This is a genomic window from Rubneribacter badeniensis, assembly GCF_002899695.1.
In the GTDB taxonomy this organism is placed as follows: Bacteria; Actinomycetota; Coriobacteriia; order Coriobacteriales; family Eggerthellaceae; genus Rubneribacter; species Rubneribacter badeniensis.
On sequence record NZ_PPEL01000071.1, the window covers coordinates 1 to 18768 of the forward strand.

Here is an 18768-nt window from a genome sequence, read left to right on the forward strand (position 1 = left end):
GTACCGGGAGGGGAGGCTGAAGGCGTTCGACGAGGGAGGGCGCAAGGTGTACGATACGATAGCCGGCCGCAGGAGGCGGCTGGGGCTGGCCGCCTAGGCCGTCCGGAAAAACGTCCGCACCCCCAAGTGGTTCCCGTTTGGGGAAAACTCACCGTTTCCATCCTTCCCCATCTCTCTTTTCCATGCACTTTCGGATTCGGTTGCCTCCCCTTCTCTTTCTTCTCGTTGTACAGATTGCTCCGGTATCGCTTCCTTTCCTCGTCGTTGCCCTTGCGTGCTCGGCCCCTTCGCTGCCGCTCCGGGTCCTCATTGCCCTCCTCTAACCTCTCGTCTATCGAGTTTGTTTCTCGAATGACGCTGAACGGGCTTTCTTTTGTGGCTTTTCCTTGACGAGCGCGCGAGGTGGGCTATACTTTCTAAGTTGCTCTAAACCATGAAAGGGAAAAGATATGAAGCGCACGTATCAACCTAACACTCGTAAGAGGGCTAAGTGCCACGGTTTCCGTGCTCGTATGGCGACCAAGGGTGGTCGCAAGGTGCTGGCCCGTCGCCGCGCAAAGGGACGCAAGCGCCTCTGCGTGTAAAAGAGAGCCGTCGGTTGGAGACGATCAAATCCCGTGCGGATATCTCCGATCTGTTCTCTCGCGGCAAGCGTTTGCACACGCCGTATCTTACGTTCATAGTGTTACCTGCGAAGCAGCACGGCCCGAGTGGTCGTGTTGCTTTTATTGCGGGCAAGAAGCTGGGGAACGCGGTGTGGCGCAACAGCGCGAAAAGGCGCATGCGAGAGACGTGCCGGGAACTCGGAGGGCCGTGGACGGGCTACGATGTAATATTTCTTGCAAAATCGGGCCTCATGCGGTGTTCTTATAGTAAAGTGCTAGCAGCATGTGACGAAGCGTTGAAGCGCGCCGAGATTCGATAGGGTTCTGGCACGATGAAGGAGTTTTTGAAACGGATGCCGTGCAAGGTCGCGGTGTTTCTCATAACCTTCTACCGGGCGGCCATCTCTCCCCTGTTTCCTTCTTGCTGCCGTTTCACGCCGACATGCTCTGAATACGGCTTGGAGGCGTTTCGGCGCTACGGTTTCGCGAAGGGACTGAAGCTCACGGCGAAGCGCGTGTTACGCTGCCGTCCGGGGGGACCGCACGGCTACGATCCCGTTCCGTAACGGGTGGCGTGGAAGGAAGGAACAGCATACATGTGGGACGTTTTTAAGGGTTGGATATTCGACGTTATCCAGTTCTTCTACAACTTCTGCGGCGACTGGGGGCTCGCCATCATCATCGTGACGATCATTTTCCGCGTCATCGTGTCTCCGCTGATGCACAAGCAGACGAAATCGTCGTTCCAGATGCAGAAGGTTCAACCGCTCATGCAGGAGATCCAGCGCAAGTACGCTGACGATCCTGTTCGGCAGCAGGAGGAGATGCAGAAGCTGTACGCCGAGGTGAAGTTCAACCCTCTGGCGGGCTGCATTCCCATGTTGCTGCAGATGCCCATCTTCATCGCGCTGTTCCAGGTTCTTTCCGAGATGGGCACGCGCACGGAAGGGACCACATATTCGTTCTACAGCTTGGTGCCGAGTTTGGTCATGCGCCCTTCTGAGGCGATAGCCCAGGGTTTTGGAACATTTGTTCCCTATCTGGTGTTGATGATTGTGTTCGCCGGCGCAACGTTTCTGCCTATGGTGCTCATGCAGATGAGCAACAAAGACAACCCGCAGCGCAACCAGACGCTCATCATGTCGGGTGTCATGAGCTTGTTCATGCTGTGGATCAGTTGGTCGTCCCCTGCCGGCGTGCTGCTGTTCTGGGGTGCGTCGTCGCTCATGGGCCTTGCCCAGCAGCAGATATCCATGCGCATCATGAAACGCAGGGATGCCGAGGCCGAAGAGGCCATCGAGGTGAAGCCGATCGAGGTTGACGTCACGCGCAAGGTGAAGAAGCCCCGTCCTAAGAAGAAGCGGTAGCGATTGTTTCACGTGAAACAATCCGCACCTCCGTGTCGATAGAAGGAGTTTCCCATGGCCGATGAATTGACGGAGAACGAAGAGAGCGTCGAGCTGACCGACGAGGAGTTGGATCGCATTGCCGACACCGCCATCAGCGCCTTGCAGGACATCTTGAAGTACTTCGACGTTGGGGAAGTGACGATCGACGAGTATGAAGGCGATGAGGGCGAGCTGATCCTCGATATCACGGGCAACGATTTGGCGGTGCTGATCGGCCGTCACGGCAAGACGCTCGATGCGTTGCAGTTCCTTGTGTCGGCCATCACCGTGCGCACGATCGGGTTCCGCTATCCGGTCATCGTGGACGTCGAGGGTTACAAGGGGCGCCAGCGCGAGAAGCTTGAGTCGATTGCGCGCTCGTCGGCGAACCGAGCTGCGAATCAGCATCGCAGCATCAAGCTTCGTTCCATGACGCCGTATGAGCGCCGCATCATCCACATCACGCTTCGTGATGACGAGCGGGTGGAGACGGCATCTGAGGGCGAGGGCAGCGCGCGCCACGTGGTGATTCTTCCTCGATAGTTCGCTCTGTTTTCGTTTAGGGCCTCGCATCGTGTGGTGCGGGGCCTTTTTTGTTTTTGGTTCGTTTGTCGCTTTCGGTCGAGGGTGGGGTTCGGCGTTCGCTTTGCGTGCGTGTGAGCGAATGTTTCACGTGAAACATTCGGGCCGCTTTGTTTCACGTGAAACATTCTCCTATACTGGAAGGTGTCTGTTGAAAGGGGCTGTATGCATGACGACTTGCTTCGCCGTCATCTCGAGTTGGTGATAGAGGCGAACAAAACCACGAACATCACGCGTATTGAAAGCATGGAGGAGGGGATGGTTCTCCATGTTGAAGACTCGCTTGTCGGGCTGCCCGAACTTGAAGCTGCTCCTGCTGGAAGATATGCCGATCTCGGTTCAGGCGCCGGCTATCCGGGTATTCCCCTCGCCGTGGAAACGGGCAGGGAGACGCTTCTGGTTGATTCTGTTGGGAAGAAGGTGTCGATCCTCGATGGGTTCATCGAGAAGCTGGAGCTTCCGCACGTTTCCACGTATGCAGGAAGGATCGAGGATCTCGCGCGTGAGCGTCCGGGGGAGTTTGCGGTTGTGACGGCGCGTGCGTTGGCGAAGCTGTCGGTGCTCATGGAGCTGGCCTGTCCGTTGCTTCAGCAAGGCGGGCGGCTTGTGTGCTACAAGGCGCATGTTGACGATGAAGAGTTCGCTCATGCTCGGTCTTTGCAGGAGAAGCTTGGTATGAAGCTCGTCTCCGACCGATCGGTTTCGCTCGGTGACAATGCGCGCCGAATAATCGTCTTCGAACGTGTGGGGAACCCCTCCATTTCATTGCCTCGCAGAACTGGAATGGCTCAAAAGAAACCTCTCTAAAATGTTTCACGTGAAACATTGCGGGCTTTTCCCAGGTTTGTGCCCCTGCTTTTCTCTTTGTTGGATGTGAGAGAAGGGGTTTGAAGGGAGGGGGCGCACTCTTCCGCTTGCCCTTTTCTGTGATGGGTGTTGTTGGGATCGCCAAGGACGGTGTGCCGATTTTGTGCTTGGCAGCATGCGTATGCGTAGTGATTGGCAAACGTCTCAGAGCGCACACTGGGTTTGGAAGAGCACCTAAAGAAAGAGTCTCGTGATTTCCGAAGACTCAGTGGGTTGAAGCGCAAGTTCGGCGCTCGCGAGTTTCGGTTCGGAGAGTGCCTTGTGTCGGCTTTCTACTTGGATGGGATGACGATCCCCCTCATGCGTTTGAGAGCAGGATTCACGGCCGTCGCGCTTCTCACAATCTGCGTTGACCAGGGAAGGCGCCTTGAGTTGCCCCCCCCCCTCTCTCTCCGGTCTTTATAAAGGTCGCGCCTCCTGCGACCTGTGCTGACAAAGAGAGTCCCTTTGAGCAGTTCTTCGCTTTTCATTGAGATCGCGCCTTTGCGGAGAATTGCCTACTGCATAGATGTCCGGGATTGTTTCACGTGAAACAATCCGTACTATCGCTTTCGAGTAAGGGAAGCGAAAGCTTCCTTCTGATCAAACAGATCGTTGCGCCGCTTTTCCACCTCGGTGTGTATGACTTCGCAAACCCCTTCGAAGTTTTCATACACGTCGGTGTTGGTGAATCGAAGCTCTTTGATTTCAAGCGTTTCGAGATACAGCGTTCGTATCTGGTCGTATCGCTGATGGTTTCCCCAGTAATGGCTATCCCCGTCGAGTTCGATCGAAAGACGAACACGTCGGCAGTAGAAATCAACGATGTACTCTCCGATGACTTTTTGAGCAACGAAGGGCAAGGGGTATTCTCGTAAGAACCGAAACCAAAGCGCTTTCTCCGCAGGAGTCATCTGTTTGCGCATATTTTCTGCCCTTTGGGAGAGTAATTGTCTTCTCGCTCGATTCATTGGCATCCCCTTTCCCGTCTCGTTATATACTACTCAGGAAAACTAGCAGTTGCATGGCAGGTGTCTCACGCGGATCGTCGAAAACCTGATGCCGTTCCAATGTGGTCCGAACGCGGTTCCAGCGAAAAATCTCATGGAATGTTTCACGTGAAACATTCCATTTCAACATCAGTGCAAAATGTTTCACGTGAAACAGTAAACAAGGTATACTGAGACGGCGTTGAGAAAGGGGGTCCCCGTGGGGCTATTCGATAGTCTCAAACGAGACAAAAAGCCAGCCGAGACTGTCATGCGGGAACAGCATCAAAGTGTCGAGGACGATATAGTCATCGACACTATCGAGGTGGTCGAACGTGAAGCGAAGCCGCCGGTTGTGGAGCGCGCTCCCGAGCCGAAGCCTATCAAAACGCTGAAGGACAAGGCACCCGTTACCCATGTGGTGGGCCAAACGAAAGTCGTGGCCATCATCAATCAGAAGGGCGGCGTTGGCAAATCGACGACGGCCATTAATTTGTCTGCGGCTTTAGGGGAACTTGGCAAACAGGTTCTTCTCGTTGATCTCGACCCGCAGGGAAATTCTTCAAGTGGGCTCGGAATTGAAAAGAGCCAGGTCAAGAACTGTGTGTACGATGTTCTCCTCAGCGATGTTCCGATCGAGGACGTGATCATCCCCGACGTGTGCGAAGGGCTCGATCTGGTTCCCGCCACGATCAATCTCGCTGGCGCCGAGGTGGAGCTCGTCTCCGAGATGGCGAGAGAGAACCGACTGAAAGACGCGGTGGGAAGCCTTCGCGGCAAGTATGACTATGTTTTCGTCGATTGTCCCCCCTCGCTGGGTTTGTTGACGGTGAATGCTCTTGTGGCGGCCGACAAGCTGCTCATACCTATACAATGCGAGTTCTACGCGTTGGAGGGTGTGACAAAACTTCTTGATTCGATGAAACGTGTCAAAAGTCGCCTCAATCCGACATTGGACATCTTCGGAGTGCTGTTGACCATGTACGATGGTCGTACGACCCTTTCGAAGCAGGTGGTAGAAGAGGTGCGAGGGTATTTTGGCAAGACGGTGTTCTCAACACTGATCCCCCGCACGGTCAAATTGTCCGAGGCTCCAAGTTTCGGACAGCCTATCACCCAGTACGATCCTGCAGGAAAAGGAGCCCAATCCTATATGAGTTTGGCGAAGGAAGTGGTGCAGCGTGGCTAAAGCGAACAGGAGCGGCCTTGGACGAGGGTTGAATTCTCTGTTGGGAGGAGCGTACGAGGAGGCCGCGCCGCCTGATGTCGTTCCCCAACGGGTTCTTGTTCAGCAAGAAGAGCCGGAGGGCGCTGCACGGCAAGATGGGCCGATGGGAAGGCAGGTCGAGGAGTTCGTTGAAGAATCCTCGGAGGAATCGGTTGTCGATGACGAGGATCGCGTGACCATCAAGAGCGTGACGCAGCGCCGTACGGACGAAGTGCCTATCGATTCCGTCTCTCCGAATCCTGATCAGCCGCGTACGAACTTCAAGCGCGAAGAACTCGAAGAGTTGGCCGCTTCCATCGAGAAAGACGGCTTGCTGCAACCTATTCTCGTTCGCCCCATGGGTTCCCAGAAGTACCAGATCATTGCTGGGGAGCGCCGTTGGCAGGCATGCAAGATGGTGGGACTTCCCACGGTTCCCGTTCGCATCAAAGAAGCTGATGACGATAAGGCGCTTGAGCTGGCACTTGTCGAGAACGTTCAGCGCTCCGATCTCAATCCCATAGAGGAGGCTTACGGCTATCGGCGTATGATGGAGCGACGCAACCTTACCCAGTCGGAGGTTGCACAAGCGATGTCGAAGGGCCGTTCGACCGTGGCGAACGCGCTGCGACTTCTGGAATTGCCGGAAGAGGCGCAACAGCTTTTGTTCGAGGAGAAGATCACTGCTGGTCATGCGCGCGCTATCCTGTCAATTCCTACGAATGCGGGGCGTCAGAAATTGACAGATAAGCTTGTCGAGCAAAAATTGACGGTACGTGAGGCTGAAGCGATCGCCCGGTTGCTTTCCGGAAGGCGCGATGATGCGCCGAGGCAGAAAGAGCCGGTGCCGAAGACCTTCAAAACGGTTGCTCGCGCTTTGCGGGATGTCCTCGGAACGAACGTGAAGGTGAAATCCGTTCAAGGGAAGAACAAGATCGAGATTGAGTTTAAAGACGAGGAGGATTTGGAGCGCTTGTTCGAGGAGTTGATTGCCGCCGCGTCATGATGTTTCACGTGAAACATTACGGAAAACAGAAGGGGTCTGCAAGGCCCCTTTTTCATGCGCATGTTTCACCGCAATGCCTACGCGTAACGATGAGCGCGCTCTTTCACTGCGAAGACAGGTGGAATGTTTCACGTGAAACATTCCAGGCATGCAATGAATGGCTCGTCTCGATACGCTGTGCCGCATGTTTCACGTGAAACATGCGAGAGTTCAAGCTGCTTTTTTGTTACGGCACTGCTTGTAATGTTTCACGTGAAACATTGGAGCCTTTTTCATTGGTCTGCAACCCTTTCCTCTGCCCCTGTAGCGGTGAAAGGCTGCAATCACCTACTGTGCTGGTGGATGGCACATTGGGCGTGATGCGGTCCCCCCTTCTCTCCGCGATAGTAGTGGCCTAGGTTGTCGGAGATAGGGAGAAAGAAAGTTGCATGGTGCAGCGAGCGAGCATTTTGCTGCATGTGAGACAGTTATGCAAGCTCACTATCGTGCTTGCGGAGAAGTATAGGTAGAAAATCGTTTGTAACCAGTATCGAGAAAGTGTGGGTAAGATACTGCGCAGACTCTGTATCTGTGAGGGTGTAAAAATGACGGAGATCAACTTGCGCTCGGCTGTGCGCATATCCTGGCCAGTATAAAAGCTCAATGAGCGTGCTAGGTTTCATAGGTTGCCTTAAAAAGGCTTTCTTGTGATGCTTGAGAGGCGCGCAACCTCAAGCATGAATTAGGCAACCATAAGCCCTGGCGCACAGTCTGCTACGTGTCAGCTGTCGGTGTTAAACGAAGCGATGGTCGTCAGGCGCATCCAAGAGCAGGATGCTGCAGCGTAATGCTAGGCAAATCGAGTATCAAAGAGCGCGATGACCCCTTCACCAGAAAGCTGCATTTTGCAGTTGCGAAAACGGCAACGGCGTTCGCAACTTGCGTGCTGGACGTACGACACTTTGAACCCTGTCCATCCCCTTCGGGGTTATACCCTCAGAGCAAATTACCCGCTATACAGGTGGACGTGATTTGCCAATGCGTGGTGTAGGTGCGTGCGCGAAATGTTTCACGTGAAACATTTCGTACGTTTGAGTTGTCCGCACGCTCCATCTATGTCGGAGCCGCGAGAATCGCGCACTGTTGCTTCCTTGCCGTGAGACTGGATCGATTGCACCCATTGATCGAGAACAAGGGGATCGCTTGGCTGGAACGGCGAGCCTTCGACGGCATTGATGGGGATGAGGTTCACATGACAGAGCAGATCCGAGCAGAACGCGTTGAGCGCCTCAAGATCGCGGTCGGTGTCGTTCACGTTGTCTATCATGACGTATTCAAGGGTCACGCGGCGATTGGTTTTCTTCACATAGCGCATCAAAGCCTGCTTCAAGTCGGGTAGCTTGTAACGCGCCACGCGGGGCATGAGCAGGTCGCGTGTGGATTGACGTGCGGCGTGGAGCGAGACGGCAAGCGTGAACTGCTCTGGTTCGTGGGAAAATCGCTCTATTCCTTCGATAACTCCGCAGGTTGAAATGCTGATATGCCGCGCTCCGATAGCTAAACCCTGAGGATCGTTGAGGATGCGCAGCGCGGCAAGCACGTTGCGGTAGTTCAAAAACGGCTCGCCTTGGCCCATTCCTACGATGTTGGTAACACGGCGCCCCATATCGTTTTGCGCCAAGAGAACCTGATCGGCGATCTCCCCAGGAACGAGGTTTCGTTCAAATCCCGCCTGACCGGTGGCGCAAAACGCGCATTGCATGGAGCATCCGGCCTGGGTCGAGAAGCACACGGTGAGGCGGTCGCCCGATCGCGACGGGATGGCGACAGTCTCCACGCAGGTACCGTCATGGTATTCGACAAGGTATTTGCGCGTTCCGTCGTGCGATATGCGCCGTTCGGCCAAAGAAGGGGCATGCAGGGGGAAGCATTCGGCAAGTCGCGCGCGCAAGGCAGTGGGAAGGTTGGTCATCTGATCGTACGAATCCGCATGATGAACGTACAGCCATTGTGCAAGCTGCTTCGCCCTGAATGAAGGTTGCCCGAGCGATTCGATGATATCGGGAAGTTCGTCGAGGCCATATGATTTGATCGGTTTATCCATGCGGCCATTATACATGTTTCACGTGAAACATTCCTCAGGGTGGAGAGGGGGCTGGTATACTGCTGAGGATCATGTCGACATTGACGAAAGAAGGGTACATGTCTGGATGCCGAGTGGCGCTGCTCGCAGGAGGGAAGAGCGGGGAGCGCGAAGTGTCGCTCGCGTCGGGGGAAGGCGCGCGGAAGGCTCTTGAGGAAGCCGGATACGACGTCACGGTTCTCGATCCGGCAAGCAAGGACGATCTCAAGCGATTGATCGACGGCCCGTTTGATGTTGTTTTTCTCTGCTTGCACGGCAAATACGGAGAAGATGGCACCGTGCAAGGGCTTTTGGAAACGATTGGTCTGCCTTACACGGGGTCGGGCGTGTGGTCGAGCGCGTTGGCGATGGACAAGGCGAAATCCAAGCAGTTTTACCAGATGGAGGGTATCCCCACACCGCCGTCGATGACGCTGCATAGAGGCGAGCCTTACGATGCGAAGGCTTTGGTGGCCGATCTTGGCTCCCATTGCGTTGTGAAGCCGGCGACTGAAGGAAGCGCTCTGGGCGTGCGCATCGTCGAAGGGGCAGATGAGATCGAGCAAGCTCTCGACGAGGTGTTCAAGATCGACAACGAGGTGCTGGTGGAGCGCTACATCAAGGGCAAGGAATTGACGGTAGCGGTCATCGGCGGCGAAGAGCTTGAGGCGCTGCCGATCATCGAGATCGTCGCGAAGAACGACTTCTACGATTACGAGTCCAAATACGCTCCCGGTGGATCGCAGCATATCTGCCCCGCTCCGCTTTCCGCTGAAACGACGTCGTATATCCAGGACCTTGCCGTGCGGGCGCATCGCGTTCTCTCGTGCAGCGGGGTATCTCGTTCCGATTTCATCCTGGAAGATGATGGGTCGTGCTGGATTCTCGAAACGAACACCATTCCCGGCATGACTGAGACGTCGCTTTTGCCCGATGCCGCCCGTGCGGCGGGCATCTCGTTCCCCGAGCTCTGCGCGAAGCTTGTGCGCTACGCGTTGGAGAAGTAGATAAAAAAGACGCCCGGAATGTTTCACGTGAAACATTCCGGGCAATGCGAAACATCTGATTGTCGGTTAAAAAGCACCGCAGGATTTAAGGGCAAGGACAACGCCGACAGCGAGAACGAGGAGGAACGCCCAGCTGATAACATAGCATCCCTTGTTCTTTTTCCGTCCTTGCTCGATGAGGCTTTCGGAAAACGTGCGGCGGCTTTTCAGAATGACCGTCCCCGATGCCTTCTCAGGGAACGGTTGGGTAGCCTTCGGCTGCCAGGTGCCACCGCTTCGGACGATCTGATCGACCCCTTGTTCTCCGAGATCGATATCAGGCCGCACCCCGTCGGCAAGTCGTCGGCTCAGAGCCTTCTCGAACTGGGAAAACGGCTCCTTGAGTGCAGGGTCGTAGCATACGACCGCGACTTCGCCCCAATACTGGCCTGGTTCAGGGCTGTCGGTGTAGGCGACGAAGGATAAAAATGCTTTGACGGTCCACCCTCGTGCAGATAGGATATGAAGCTTGCGAGAGAATTCGGCATTGAAGTATCCGACCAGCCTGTCGAAGCGGTTTTTCAGCCATGCGACGGAAACTCCTTCCTCGGAGAGGAATACGATGTCGAACGCATCGCCGACCGCATTGTCGGCACCGAGCAATGGGGCTGCATCTTTCTTCGACTTCGTGTCGAATCGGGCGTACGATCCGAAGTAGCGTTCTGCTTGCATGGGGTCTCCTGACGATGCGGACATGAGTTGTACGATTCAATGATAGATGATAGGCTGAACGGTATGGATACACAAACCGCTCCTGAGCAGGATGCTCTGCAAAGCTTCATAAGCGACGGAACGCCCGATGCCATTCGTGCACGGTACGCGTCGCTCCCGGCGTTGGCCGCTGAATTGGATTTCGGAGAACTTGACCGCTCCATCGTGGTGCTTGACACGGAGACAACGGGGTTTTCGTTCAACCACGATGAATTGACCCAGATCGCCGCCGCCCGTATGGATCGCGGGGAAATCGTCGAGTGGTTCGTGACATTCGTGAATCCTGGGAAGCCCATTCCCGAAGAGGTGGCTCATCTCACGAACATCCATGACGCCGACGTCGCCTCGGCACCTGAGCCGGAGGAAGCTTTGGCCGCTCTGGTGAAATTCGTGGGAGATTCCAAGATCGTTGCCCATAACGCGGAGTTCGACCGCACGTTCACCACGCGCCATCCGAGCGGATATCCATTGCTCGAGAACACGTGGATCGATTCGCTCGACCTTGCGCGCATCGCCGTTCCCCGCTTGAAGTCGCATAGGCTGCTCGATCTCGTTCGGGCGTTCGGTGCGCCGCTTTCAACGCATCGCGCAGATGCCGACGTGGCGGCGACGTGCGCGGTGTTCCGCATCCTGTTGGCGGGCATCGCCGCTATGCCGACAGCGCTCGTGCGTGAGATAGCCCGCCTCACCACAGCTGATCGTTGGCCAACCCAAGTGGTGTTCGAGTGGTTCGCATCGGAGGAAGGACGCCGCAATGTTTCACGTGAAACATTTGAAGCGCCCGAAAGCGACCGCTCGTTCTCGCTGAGGAGCCTTCGGCGCGAGCGTCTCGGCAAGGTGGAGCGATCCGCGAAGGTCGACGCTGACGACATCGCCGCCGATCCGTTGCGTTCGCTGGTGTTCCCCACGGCTGAGGAGATCGACGAGGCGTTCTCAGCCGACGGGTTGGTGGGATCGCTGTACGAAGACTTCGAGCCGCGTGAGGAGCAGCGTGTCATGGCCGAGGCCGTGCGCGCTGCGTTCGCAAGCTCTGAGAACCTAATGGTGGAAGCCGGCACGGGCGTGGGCAAATCGATGGCTTATCTCGTGCCCTCGGCTCTGACTGCCCGAAAGAACGGCATCACGGTGGGTGTGGCGACCAAGACGAACGCCTTGCTCGATCAGCTGGTGTACCATGAGCTGCCGGCTCTGTCGCGCTCTCTTGCCGAGGCCGATCCGGACGCGCCGCCTCTTACGTATGCTCCGCTCAAGGGGTTCGCGCATTACCCCTGCCTACGGAAAATCGACCGCCTTGTTGGGGATGGCGATCATGTAAGGGTGGTTGCCGGCAAGGAGCAGTCCCAGGCCCCGGCGCTCGCGGCCCTGCTGTCCTTTATCGAGCAGACGGAATACGACGACATGGACAGTCTCAAGATCGATTACCGTGTGCTGTCGCGGCGGATGGTGACGACGACCAGCCACGATTGCCTCCGTCGGAAGTGCCCCTATTTCGGCGTGTCGTGCTTCGTTCATGGCGCGCGCCGTCGCGCCGAGGCCGCCGACGTGGTGGTGACGAACCACAGCCTCTTGTTTTGCGACCTCGTTGCGGACGGTGGTTTGCTGCCGCCCATCCGCTATTGGACGGTGGACGAGGCCCACGGCGCAGAGGCCGAGGCCCGCCGCGCGTTCTCCCTTGCGCTTTCGGCCGAGGATATCACCAGGCTTGCCGGCAGGGTGAGCGCCGACGAATCGTCTCGCAACGTGTTCGTGCGGGCAGAGCGCCGCGTGGTCGCGCCCTCTGCGGAGGAGGGAGCGACCCTATTTTACGCGCTCACTGCGAAAGCGCGCGCGGCAGGGACGGTGTATGCCGATGCCGCCCGCGAGTTCTGCGCCCATCTCAAGGACCTATTATTCTTCGATCAGAATAAAAAAGGGAAGGGCTACGAGACGGTCGAGCTGTGGATCAACGGCGACATACGTCAGAGTGCAACGTTTTCCCAGGTCATAGAGTTGGGCCAGCTATTATCCTCCGCGGCCGAGAAGTTGGTGACGGCAAGCCAGGAGCTGGTCGGCTACCTCGAGGGCCTTGACGGCGCAGCCGAGGTGCAGCGCGAGGTGGCCTCGCTCGCCATAGAGCTGAAAGACCAGGTCAAAGCGATTGATATCATACTTGTCCACCCTGACGAGGCTTATGCCTACGCCGCCACGCTCAGCCGCAAGAAAGATCGCGTGGCCGAGAAGCTCGAAGCGCTGCTGGTGAACGTGGGGCCGGCTATGAACGACACGCTGTTCGCGCGCACGCATTCAGTGGTGTTCGCGTCCGCGACGCTGGTGGTGGACGATCGCTTCGACGCGTTTGAGGCTGCGCTTGGTCTGAACGCTTCGGAGTTCTCGGCATGCCGCATGTGCCGCTTGGATTCGAGCTACGATTTCGACGGACAAATGACGGTGTACGTGGCCGAAGACATGCCCGAGCCGAACGACCCGCGCTACCTCGACGCTCTGCAGCGGTTTCTGACCGACGCCCATCGGGCGCAGCGGGGATCGATGCTCACGCTGTTCACCAATCGCCGCGAGATGGAGAAATGCTTCGACGAGGTGCAACCCCGGCTCAAAGAGGACGACCTGCGGCTGGTGTGCCAAAAATGGGGCGTCTCGGTCAAAGGGCTGCGCGACGATTTCCTCGCTGACGAACATCTGTCCCTTTTCGCGTTAAAGAGCTTTTGGGAGGGATTCGACGCTCCCGGAGCCACCCTCAAAGGGGTCGTCATCCCGAAGCTGCCGTTCTCGAAGCCCACCGACCCTCTGTCGTGCGAACGAGCAGCGCGAGACGACCAGGCGTGGAGGCGCTATGTCCTGCCCGCCGCCGTGCTGGAGGTCAAGCAGGCGGCCGGACGGCTGATCCGCAAAGCGGACGATACGGGTGTTCTCATTCTGGCTGATCGACGCCTTCTGACGAAAAGCTACGGCAAGGCGTTCCTCAACTCGCTGCCCAGCAGGACGATCAAGGTGCTGCCGACCGCTGCCATAGTCGAGGAATTGGCTCGCGATGCCGGTCGGTAACGCGATAGGTTGAAGCTTGTGAGGAAGAAGGGCGACAAACTGGCGCACGCCGCGCATATCAAGCGGCATACGGCGGGGACATCGAACGAGATATCGTTCAGCGTGCTCGATGCGGCGAGAAACGCTTTGGACGAGAAGGGCCGTGCCGGCCGCGATGCGCGCCTCCACCGTTTCGGCGGCATTTCGCTCTTCACCTTGTCAGCGCGCAGGAAGAAGCCGGCGGGCACGCCAACGAAAGAACAGGGGTTGCCGCTGTCGACCGGCGATTTTGTTTCGGTCGAACCGCCGAAATCCCAGGTACCCCAGATAGCGTATCCTTCAGAAACGCCGTCCGCTGCGCCCTCTGCTTCCTCGTCTTTCGAAGGTCCTACGGCAACGCGTCCGAAGCTTTCCGAGGAGGCATTCGAGAAGCCGATCGCTCAGCCAGCTGAAAAGCCTCCCTTGTCTTCCGAGGAGGAGGTGGCCCGCAGGAAGGCCCGCCGTCGTTTAAGCAAGCTGGTGGCTGTTGCGGCGATCGCGCTGATCACTGGGGCGGTTGCTGTTGCAGGGGGCGGGTATCTGTACCACGACTACCAGCAGTATCAAGACGGCATCAAGTCCCTCAACGACACGTTGAAGCTTGTTGCCGAGACGGATGAGGCCATCAAAGGGCTTGACGATTTCGTTGCCGACCCGTTCGCGGCGGGATCGCGCGCCGCGTGCAAAGATCTGAAGTCGAGTTTGCCCGAGATCGAAGAGAAGCTTGCGCAGGCAGACGAGCGAGCCCGCGCCTTATCCGTCAGTTTGCGCGAATCTCAGGGCAAAGAGGCCGCCCACCAGGCGGTCGCCACCATCTCCGCGCGCAACACGCTTGTTGATCAGGGGTATCAGATCATCGATGCCGCGGACAGGGCGTATGATGCGATCGATCAGGCTCGCAAAGCATGGGACGTTCTGCTGTCGGCCGACGCGTTGGCCCGCGAGTCTTCCGAGCTTGTGAAAGACACCACGCCCGAGAACGTGCAGGCGTCGATGGCCAAAGCCAACGAGTCCCTTGAAGCGTTCGAAGAGGCAGAGGCGTCGTTTGCCGAATCCAGTTCGCTCTATCCTGCTGCTGATTTTGCGGCGTTTTCAGACTACATCGCCAAACGCAAAGAAGCGCTTGGCCATGCGCTGGCTTCCGACGAGGCCATTCTTGCGAAGGACAAGGATGCGGCGACCGAGCACAACGATGCGTACAACGCTGCCGATGCCGAGGCGGCCGAACGAGCGAAGGGGCTTCCAGACGACCCTTCGAGCCCGGTGGTCGACGCGTTCGAAGCGGAAGCCGAAGAGTTTGAGAAAGCATATTCAACAGCGCGTTTACAAGCCGGAGCAGCCGACGCTTTTATTCGTGATTATTTGGGTACGGAGATCAAATAGCGTATACTTGCAGTATGTATGCCTTGTAGAATCGCCAACGAAAGGCAAGCGATATGCCTGAACCAATGGATCACGTCGCGTATCTGTCCCAGGAAATCGGGCCGCGCCCTGCGGGAACCGAAGAGGAACAGCAGACGGCGTTGTACATTACCGAGCAAATGCAGAAGGATGCCGGGCTTTCTGCCGTCATCGAGGATTTCAATGGCGCGCCGAGCGCGGAAGCCCCAAAGGTCGTGTGCTGTGCCCTCACCTTCGTCTTTGCGCTGGCGTCTCTGTTTGTGCCGGTGCTTGGCGTGGCCGCTATCGTGGTGACCCTCGTTGCTGCGGCTCTGTTCGCAGCCGAGGTGTTCGACCGTCCGATGCTGTCGAAAGCGTTCGCGCGCGGCGTGAGCCAAAACGTCGTTGCCAAGTACGAACCTGGCTATTCCGCTGAGACGGGCGGAACGCGGCGGCGCAAGGTGATCCTCGTGGCGCGTTACGACACGGGCAAGGTTCGGACGGAACTTGCCCGCCCGCTTCTCCCAGCGCTGCCGATCCTGCAATGGGCGACGTTCGGCGCCATGGTGTTTCTGCCGATTCTGCTGATCGTGCGCACCGTTGCGTTTCCGAATGCCGAAGGCGCGCTGAACGTGGCGCTGAACGTGCTGGCCGTCATCGCGCTGATCGCGGTCGCAGTGCCGCTTGTGGTGGCGTTGCTTCATAAGCTGGCCCCTTACAACGAGGGCGCGAACTGCAACGCTTCCGGCGTGGCGGTGCTCTTGGAGGTGGCCCGTCGTGTTGGCCGAGGCCGTGTGAGCGAGGCCGAATTGGCTGCACGTGGCAACGCGGAGATTCACGGTGCCGATGCCGCGCGTAGTGCCGGGCTTGTTCCCGAGGGCGCGCAGCTCGTGTACGAAGCGTCGAACGTGCGACCGCCGGAAATCGCCCCTCAAACTCCCGAAGCGCGCCTTGCTGCTGCGAAAGCGGCCGTCGCTGCGCTTTCTGGGAAACCGGTGAGCGGGGCGGCAGCGGTGGACATATCGCAGAACCTTGTGCAAGTGAAGGAGCCTCCCGTGGGAGCGCCGACAGCCGAGGATATCCGGGCGCTCCACGATGAGACGCGCGAAGCGCTCAGCTCGCTTCCGGCTGAAACGATGCAAACCGCTCTTGCCAATGCTGAAGCCGCGCAGCGGTCGGCTGAAATCCTCGAAGAGACGGCGGGTGCGGCGGTTGCCGCAGCAGATGCCTCCGTTGCAGCATCGCCTGTCTTGGAGCGCGAGCCCGACCATTCGAGCGGCGGCGTGCCGGATTGGTTCAAGAAGGCGCAAGAGAAGGCGAAAAAGCCCCGCTCTGCCGACAAGCCCGTGCAACGGTCGCGCTACGCGAGCGCCCTCGACGCTGCGGTGAGCGAGAGCGCCGGTCATTTCGCAGAAGCGAACCGAATCGTCGAGGAGGACGTCGAACGCGCGCTCGACGAGGGCCGCGAAGAGATTCGCGAAGTGAAGGCGCCCCAATGGGCATCTGCTCCGGTGCAGGTGGACGAGCACGTGGGCGCGACGAAAAGCGGCGATGCTCCTTCCCCCGCTTCGGCTGCGGTTCCTCCCTCTGCGCCGGCTGACGTTCCCGCTTCCGTTGCTTCTGGTGCTGGGGATGATCCTTTCGCCACTACGGCTATGCCTCCGATCGATGTGAGCAGCCTCAACTTGGACAACGTTCCTCCTGTTGACGATCTTCCTTTGCCGTCGTTCCTCGATCCGCGAAAAGTGCAGGAAGAGGCCCAATCGGCTTTGCAAAATGAACGCAGAACCGAGAATCGTGTCGACGTGACTGCCGTCCCCATCGGTGACAGCGGGCGTATCGATTATCCGGTCGATGCCTCGCCGTCTTTGGGGGCCGAAGGCGCTCCTGCGGTTTCTTCGATTCCAGCAGATGCGGCGGTTCCTCTGGCAGATGAGAAAGGCGGTCGCCGTCCCATCGTTCTTCCCGACATCGGTTTGTCGGGGAAGCTGGCGCCCATCACCGAGCTTCCCAAGCAGCGCGCCCCTCTGGCCGATGTGGAGGCTTCGGGCAAAACGGCTGCGAAAAGCCTGCTTTCCATGCTTCCGGCGATCAGCCTGGGAGCATCCGGCACAATGGAACCTGTTGGGGAGCGCGATGCCTCGACCGCTGAACGCGCCAAGGTGTCGGGACTGCGCTCGTCTCTGCCCTCTCTTTCAGGTTCGATAAACCGTATCGAGGAGGAGCATCATTCGAGCGTGAGCATTGCCGGTTCGTTCGCGCCCGCCGGAGCTACGGGCGCGTTCGCCCCGGTGGGGGATGAGCTGCTTCAAAACATCGATCCCGACGATATCTATGTGGATGATGCAGACGATTCGGCATATGAGGAGAATTACACGGAAACGGGTGCGTTCGCCGGGCCGGGGTACGTCGAAATGCCCAAATCGCGCATGCGTCGCTTGTTCGACCGCTTCCGACGCAAGAAGGACGAAGCGGAGCCCACGCCGCAAGAGTGGCTTGATGTGGATGAATCGTTCGATGCTCGCACCGTAGGAGCAGAGCGTGGCGGTTGGGAGAGTTTCCGAGAAGATGCCACCACGCAGATGGAATTCCAAGACGAGTACGCCGACGAAGCGTTCGATGGGTACGTCGAAGGGGATTCGTTCGATGGGGGCGATGCGCGTATCGAACATGGCGAATACGATGAATACGACGGGTATGACGAGTATGACGGGCAGGGTCGTGACGGATGGAACGATGCGAACCGCCGCTCGTGGCACGGAGGGGCGTTCTCTCCGCGGCGCATGGAGCGTGCCGAGCTTGATTCCGAGCGCGTAGCCGAAGAAGCTGCTGCTGCGGCAGAACGTCATGAACAAGGCGTGTCCGAAGAGATCGAGCACATCTACCAGTTCCGCAATCCCGACATCAACACCGAGGTGTGGTTCGTGGCGCTGGGTTCCGAACTTTCGCAAAACGGCGGCATGCGGGCGTTTTTAGCCGAGCATCAACAGGATTTGCGGGGATCCATCATCATCGATCTCGAAGCACTCGGTACGGGCGATCTGTGCATGGTGGAGCGCGAGGGGCAGTACCGGACGGTCAAAACCTCTTCTCGGATGAAGCGCTATGTGAGGAAAGCGTCCCAATCCACGGGTGTCGATGTAGGCGGCGCTCAGCTTTCATGGATGGAGAGCGCGGCATCCTACGCGATTAAGCACGGATATCAGGCCATGCATCTCGTGGGCATGCGCGACGGCAAGCCGGCGTATTACGCGCAAGCCGATGATGTGTTCGAGAACATTGAAGAGGATGTTCTTGCAAGGAATGCCGATTTTGTTATGGAGTTGTTGAAGAATATATAACAGGGTGTCGACATGTACGGTAGCGGTATGCAGGGCTGTCGTATAATTTCGACCCATATGCGTCTGCGCCGAACGCAGTGCGTCATCCTATATCTCAGACAGGACAGAGAGGTGTTTTACAGTCATGGCTATTGAAGCGTATTGTGTGAAGTGCAAGGCCAAGAAGATCATGAAGGATCCCGTCGAGAGCACGACGAAGAACGGCAAGCCCATCACGAAGGGCAAGTGCCCCGATTGCGGCACCACCATCTGCCGCATCGGCGCTGCGAAGTAAGGTCGAATCTTTCGCGAAAAGCGACGGCCCCGGCTTGATGCCGGGGCCGTCGTCGTTCTGCCGCTTTCAAGCGAATTCGAGCAGTTCCGATGCGTGATGGACGATGGTAACGTACAATTTTTTGCGCACTTTGACAGCAGGATAGCGTCCAGATAGGAAGGAGGGCACGGCCCGCCCCGGTATGATTCGAGTTGTCGAGACAAGAAGCATATTGGAGGAGAGCCATGCCCGA

The 18768-nt window shown here is 57.7% G+C and carries 16 protein-coding genes; 13 read left to right on the top strand and 3 right to left on the bottom strand.

Going from position 1 to position 18768, the window contains the following annotated elements; genetic code table 11:
- The first annotated feature begins 449 nt into the window (after positions 1-449).
- From rpmH to rsmG, 6 genes are all read left to right on the top strand, one after another.
- Complete coding sequence (gene rpmH, locus C2L80_RS10320; RefSeq protein ID WP_087192363.1) at positions 450-584, top strand: 50S ribosomal protein L34; 135 nt, start codon at positions 450-452, stop codon at positions 582-584.
- Between the two features lie 14 nt (positions 585-598).
- The gene (gene rnpA / locus C2L80_RS10325) at positions 599-925 is read left to right on the top strand and encodes a ribonuclease P protein component (protein WP_087197229.1); all 327 of its coding nucleotides are present in this window, start codon (positions 599-601) and stop codon (positions 923-925) included.
- Between the two features lie 12 nt (positions 926-937).
- On the top strand, positions 938-1171 hold the full coding sequence (gene yidD, locus C2L80_RS10330; protein ID WP_087197227.1) for a membrane protein insertion efficiency factor YidD: 234 nt from the start codon (positions 938-940) through the stop codon (positions 1169-1171).
- Positions 1172-1201: 30 nt separating this feature from the next.
- On the top strand, positions 1202-1972 hold the full coding sequence (locus C2L80_RS10335; RefSeq protein ID WP_103263156.1) for a YidC/Oxa1 family membrane protein insertase: 771 nt from the start codon (positions 1202-1204) through the stop codon (positions 1970-1972).
- A 54-nt stretch (positions 1973-2026) separates the two neighbouring features.
- Positions 2027-2536, top strand: a complete 510-nt coding sequence (locus tag C2L80_RS10340; RefSeq protein ID WP_103263157.1) for a Jag family protein — start codon at positions 2027-2029, stop codon at positions 2534-2536.
- A 204-nt stretch (positions 2537-2740) separates the two neighbouring features.
- A complete protein-coding gene (rsmG, locus tag C2L80_RS10345) occupies positions 2741-3382 on the top strand; it encodes a 16S rRNA (guanine(527)-N(7))-methyltransferase RsmG (protein ID WP_103263158.1) in 642 nt (213 codons plus the stop codon).
- Between the two features lie 602 nt (positions 3383-3984).
- Here the strand turns inward: rsmG and C2L80_RS10355 are convergent.
- Entirely contained in the window at positions 3985-4398 is a 414-nt protein-coding gene (locus C2L80_RS10355) for an endonuclease domain-containing protein (protein ID WP_338049468.1), read from the bottom strand.
- A gap of 232 nt (positions 4399-4630) precedes the next feature.
- On the opposite strand from C2L80_RS10355, the gene C2L80_RS10360 reads away from it, so the two are divergent.
- A complete protein-coding gene (locus C2L80_RS10360; protein ID WP_338049469.1) occupies positions 4631-5599 on the top strand; it encodes a ParA family protein in 969 nt (322 codons plus the stop codon).
- Positions 5592-6623, top strand: coding sequence for a ParB/RepB/Spo0J family partition protein (locus C2L80_RS10365; protein ID WP_103263161.1), 1032 nt, complete (start codon positions 5592-5594; stop codon positions 6621-6623). Before C2L80_RS10360 ends, C2L80_RS10365 begins: the two co-directional genes overlap by 8 nt.
- Positions 6624-7671: 1048 nt before the next feature.
- Here C2L80_RS10365 and rlmN read toward each other — a convergent pair.
- Positions 7672-8706 (bottom strand): dual-specificity RNA methyltransferase RlmN, encoded by a 1035-nt coding sequence (gene rlmN / locus C2L80_RS10370; protein WP_087197213.1) that lies wholly within the window; start codon positions 8704-8706, stop codon positions 7672-7674.
- Between the two features lie 98 nt (positions 8707-8804).
- Between rlmN and C2L80_RS10375 the strand changes: the two genes are divergently transcribed.
- Positions 8805-9731, top strand: coding sequence for a D-alanine--D-alanine ligase family protein (locus C2L80_RS10375; protein WP_193602634.1), 927 nt, complete (start codon positions 8805-8807; stop codon positions 9729-9731).
- Positions 9732-9797: 66 nt separating this feature from the next.
- On the opposite strand, the gene C2L80_RS10380 is transcribed toward C2L80_RS10375, so the two are convergent.
- Positions 9798-10442, bottom strand: coding sequence for a hypothetical protein (locus tag C2L80_RS10380; RefSeq protein WP_087197210.1), 645 nt, complete (start codon positions 10440-10442; stop codon positions 9798-9800).
- Between the two features lie 63 nt (positions 10443-10505).
- On the opposite strand from C2L80_RS10380, the gene C2L80_RS10385 reads away from it, so the two are divergent.
- The 4 genes from C2L80_RS10385 to C2L80_RS14055 all read left to right on the top strand — a co-directional run bounded on the left by C2L80_RS10385 (position 10506) and on the right by C2L80_RS14055 (position 18536).
- Complete coding sequence (locus C2L80_RS10385; protein ID WP_103263162.1) at positions 10506-13523, top strand: helicase C-terminal domain-containing protein; 3018 nt, start codon at positions 10506-10508, stop codon at positions 13521-13523.
- Between the two features lie 18 nt (positions 13524-13541).
- On the top strand, positions 13542-14924 hold the full coding sequence (locus tag C2L80_RS10390) for a hypothetical protein (RefSeq protein WP_103263163.1): 1383 nt from the start codon (positions 13542-13544) through the stop codon (positions 14922-14924).
- 53 nt (positions 14925-14977) lie between these two features.
- Entirely contained in the window at positions 14978-18262 is a 3285-nt protein-coding gene (locus C2L80_RS10395; RefSeq protein WP_239938906.1) for an aminopeptidase, read from the top strand.
- Between the two features lie 124 nt (positions 18263-18386).
- On the top strand, positions 18387-18536 hold the full coding sequence (locus tag C2L80_RS14055; RefSeq protein ID WP_169999052.1) for a DUF5679 domain-containing protein: 150 nt from the start codon (positions 18387-18389) through the stop codon (positions 18534-18536).
- Positions 18537-18768 lie beyond the last annotated feature (232 nt).